This window comes from Shewanella sp. 30m-14, assembly GCF_052977125.1.
Map to the genome: position 1 here is coordinate 1 of NZ_JBRILW010000048.1, position 4,080 is coordinate 4,080.

At 42.1% G+C, this 4,080-nt stretch carries 6 protein-coding genes; 5 read left to right on the plus strand and 1 reads right to left on the minus strand.

Annotation, left to right across the window (positions count from 1 at the left end; all coding sequences use genetic code 11):
- Positions 1–538 precede the first annotated feature (538 nt).
- On the minus strand, positions 539–1,102 hold the full coding sequence (locus ACVBIU_RS20350; RefSeq protein ID WP_447158960.1) for a NapC/NirT family cytochrome c: 564 nt from the start codon (positions 1,100–1,102) through the stop codon (positions 539–541).
- 387 nt (positions 1,103–1,489) lie between these two features.
- Here ACVBIU_RS20350 and ACVBIU_RS20355 point away from each other — a divergent pair, with 387 nt between their 5' ends.
- The 5 genes from ACVBIU_RS20355 to ACVBIU_RS20375 all read left to right on the plus strand — a co-directional run.
- Positions 1,490–1,963: a hypothetical protein gene (locus tag ACVBIU_RS20355; protein ID WP_447164635.1), complete on the plus strand. Its 474-nt coding sequence runs from the start codon at positions 1,490–1,492 to the stop codon at positions 1,961–1,963.
- 260 nt (positions 1,964–2,223) lie between these two features.
- Positions 2,224–2,643: a DUF2057 family protein gene (locus tag ACVBIU_RS20360; protein ID WP_447164636.1), complete on the plus strand. Its 420-nt coding sequence runs from the start codon at positions 2,224–2,226 to the stop codon at positions 2,641–2,643.
- Between the two features lie 117 nt (positions 2,644–2,760).
- Positions 2,761–3,177 carry a hypothetical protein gene (locus tag ACVBIU_RS20365; RefSeq protein WP_447158963.1) on the plus strand — a complete coding sequence of 139 codons (417 nt, stop codon included), beginning with the start codon at positions 2,761–2,763 and terminating at the stop codon, positions 3,175–3,177.
- A 145-nt stretch (positions 3,178–3,322) separates the two neighbouring features.
- Complete coding sequence (locus ACVBIU_RS20370; RefSeq protein WP_447164637.1) at positions 3,323–3,757, plus strand: heavy metal-binding domain-containing protein; 435 nt, start codon at positions 3,323–3,325, stop codon at positions 3,755–3,757.
- Between the two features lie 24 nt (positions 3,758–3,781).
- Positions 3,782–4,080, plus strand: a 299-nt coding sequence (locus tag ACVBIU_RS20375; protein WP_447164638.1) for a heavy metal-binding domain-containing protein, incomplete at its 3' end; no start/stop codon positions are given.

Below are 4,080 nucleotides of genomic sequence, written 5' to 3' on the forward strand. Positions count from 1 at the left end.
GTTCTAGGTTCTAGGTTCTAGGTTCTAGGTTCTAGGTTCTAGGTTCTAGGTTCTAGGTTCTAGGTTCTAGGTTCTAGCAACAGTCGAAACAACACAGGCAAAACGGCATCAGCTTTTTTGCCTTTTCCGTCTTTTCCGTCTTTTCCGTCTTTTCCGTCAGCATAGCGTTCCGTAAGTGACGCAGTCACGTTCCCTAGGCCGCTGGCCGATCGTCTAAGCCTTTCCTAGGACCTTTCTTCGCTTTGCATTTGTAGGTCGGCATTTATGCCGTCAGCTCGTAATGAACGGTTCGAGTAATAAATGATTAACGTATTGATGGATCAAAGCCCAACCTGCAGAAAAATCCTAGCCCGCAACTCAATAAAGGCAAACCATCTCAGGCTTATCTAGCTTTTCCGTCTTAGCTTTCCCTAGGGTCTTTATCTGCTTTTCCTAGCGCCTTGTTAGATTTTAAAAACAAAAAAGCCCCAATTAAGGGGCTTTTAGCGATTAACTTGAAGAGTTAGCAGGCTTAGCTAACTCTAGGTTTGCTGGCGTATTATCCCTTAGGATAAACGTGAGCAACACCTTTGTGACAGTCTACACAAGTCTTACGCTTGTCTTCAGCTTTCTTGAAGTTGTTAGCGTGCATTCTCTTCGCCATCTTGCTCATAGCTTCAGGCTGGTCCTCGTAGATACGAGTGTGACAGTGTCTACAGTTAGCAGAGTCATTGCCTTTGAAATACTTAAGCGCTAGGTCAGCCTGCTCTTTACGGTTTGCATCCAACCACTCTTGAGTGTTGAAACCGTCAATCGTTAGGTAACCGTATAGATCTTTAGATACGATGATCTTCTTCACTAGGTACTTAACTGGGTTGTGTGGAAGGTGACAATCTTGACATTGTACCGTAACACCCGCGCTATTACCGCCGTGAGGTGAAGCAAGAACTTCTGCTTTCAACGAATGGTTGCTGTGACAGCTCATACAGAATTCATCTGTACTTGTAGCATGTAACGTTTGCTGTGTAGCAAAATAGCCTACAACACCGACAACTACACCGATAACTAGCAAGGCTAGAATCGAATATTTTGCGCTAGGTTTAAATAGTGCTCGCCAGTTCATCACTCTTCTCCGAATATTTAATTTTTATATCGATGTAAGTTAACTTCATCGCTATTTATGCCTTCCAGTATAAACTAGATCCTACTCATTGATCTGGAACTAAAAGTGCAAAATGAGACATGGCTCTAACTCTGTTTTCTGAGCCCTCAATTGCTCACATTATATGCACATTTACTAAAGCTACTCTAAAGCCTTGATTGCCGCAAGGTTAATAGGCTATCAAGCTGATATTTGAGCAGTATAAATTCTTTAGTTTGAAAATCTTTTAGATGTAAAAGGAGGCATGCCATACATCTAAAATCAAAAAAATTATGAATAATGAAACTTTATCTCTAAAACCTAGGTCTTCTAATTACATCAACTTGATTTGGTCACATTAAGGTTAGCATGCGTAAGCAAATTGTATATTTAGCATTTTTCATCTCACTGGTAGGGCAGTTTATCTTGTCTCCAGCGATGGCGATGCCAAAATTTTTGCATGCTAGCTCACACGTTTATCAACCACACGTCTCCGAAAATAATCAGCCCCAAGCTTCACTCATACCCACAGCAGAACTCATAGCTGAAAGTTTTCGACTGCCCCATATTGCGGACTCGCAGATTAGCTGTGATTCAACAGCACCAAATTTAGACCTAGATGGTTTAGGCGATTTTAGCTTAGTTGAGATTGATTGTGACGCCCTATGCGAGCTGTTAGGGGCGGATAACTGTGTATCCCACTATGTATCGGCTCCAGGCATTATGGAGCAAGAACAATTTACCACTAGCGCCCAAAGTTCTACGGCCAGTGTACAAACGGTTTTTTGGTCTTTACAGACTGCTGAGTTGTCGCCCATCAATCCCCCTCCCATCAGTCTTTAAGCTTTATCTCAACTTAATCCATATTGAGCGCCTAGCAATACAGCGCTTAGCATTACAGAAATATTGCGCCTTTGCTGTCACACATTATTGATAGCTGGCCAGTAGCGCACTGTCTCATATCATGTTGGCTTTAACTGGTAATGATTTTTAGAACGCTCATTTGAGCCAAAACAATTACCCCTGCATCGATTGCAGAAACACTCTTTGAAGCCGAAGAGATATTCGCATTAATAACGACTTAATTTAGTTTGGAGTTTATTATGAAAAAGTTTATTGCTGTTATCGCACTATCACTCACCAGTTTCATCTCTTCTGCTGCATCGGTGTCCTTTCCTGAGTCTATAGAAGTACTCGCTGTTAACGGACTAAGTAAAGTCGATAGCCGCTACCTAGATCTCGACAATGGTCCCAATCTGATCGAGGTTCAATATCGTGATCTTTTTGATATCAACGCCGAAGATTCTAACTGGGTTAAATCAGAGCTGCTTTATCTATACATTGATTTTAATAGCGGGGCTAATTACGAGGCGCTCACTCCGAGCATTTTGTCTGAAGCAGATGCTTATCAATTTATCGATAATCCGACCATTCAATTAACTGACAGTATGGGAGGACAGCAACAAGTCAATCTAATGACTCATGGTCAACTTATGACAAAGTTACTACTTTCAAAACAATAGGATATTCACGCTATAACTTATAGAGATGGCACATTGAACAGATAAAATTGTGAAGTTTATCAATGTGCCACATAATTCCTATGATAGACTTATCGCAACTTATTGTTTGGATACATCATGCTTAGCATATTCCGTCGACATACATTACTAGCCCTAACGCTACTCGCTTTGCTGAGTCAGCTAGTGCTATCTAATGGATCCTTGATGGTACCCAGTGCGATGGCTGGTGATATGCAAATGATGAGTATGCAAGACGGAACTGAATGTCATCAAGTTCAAATGGATGAAGGGGCTCATTGCTGCGATTCTGAAGAACAAATGCAAATGCTTCCCGGCAATTCAAAAGATTGTTGCAACGGCAATGGATCATGTCAGAGCGACTGCAACCATTGCTTGGTTATTTCAGTAACAGGTACCCTGCTTAGTGCGTCACCTTGGCCAGGTTTCACCACTTCCGAAATTGTAACGGCCACTCCAATGCCTCATTTCCACTCTATTTCATTGCCACAAGATTTAAGACCTCCAATCGCTTAAACAGAGGCTATACGTCTCTTCGTATACATCTGTTCGCGGATCAGAAACCGTTATTAATCTTAATCAGCAATTATTTTAGCCGTTAATTGTTCTGTTGCTTATGCTAAGCACAGCCATTCGGCCATCTCTATGATGGAGTAGAATTATGAAAACCCTTATAAGTTTAGCCTTATCTGCCTTGTTAATGTTGTCTTGGACAGGCACTGCGTCAGCAAATGAGCATCATCACGGTGCACATAAAAACCAACATGCAGTACAAAACCAAGCTTATGCTTGCCCAATGCACCCAGAAGTAACTGGTACGAAAGGTGATTCTTGCCCTAAGTGCGGTATGGATTTAGAAGTCACAAAAACGGCAGCTAAAGCCCATAACCAAAACTGTGATTCTTGCCCTAATAAAGAGTCGTGCCCTAATAAAGCTAAAAAACACCAGAAACATATGAGCAAACATACCCATGCATGCCCAATGAACCCAGCTATTACAGGTCAAGAAGGCGATAGCTGCCCTAAGTGTGGTATGGATTTAGAACCTGTCGCTACTGGCGATAAAGCGACTAAATCAGCTCACACGCATCACTAATCATTAGGGTGGAGATAAGGCATTATGAGTTTATTTAAGATAAAGAAAATACGCCAAACTGCCGTTTGTGCATTAAGTCTAATGATGGCATCGACCCCACTCATCGGATTTAGCCAAACAGCAGAAACAGCTAATAGACAACACACTCAAGCTCACCAGCATGAGTCTAATCAAGATGGAGCAGAGTATTACTGCCCCATGCATCCTGACGTGACCAGCCATGAGCCCGGTCGCTGCCCAGAATGCAAAATGTTCCTCGTTAAAGATGAAGAGCAAAGTGACCACTTAGCTGACGGTAGCCAACATGCTAAGGCTGCAGTCGA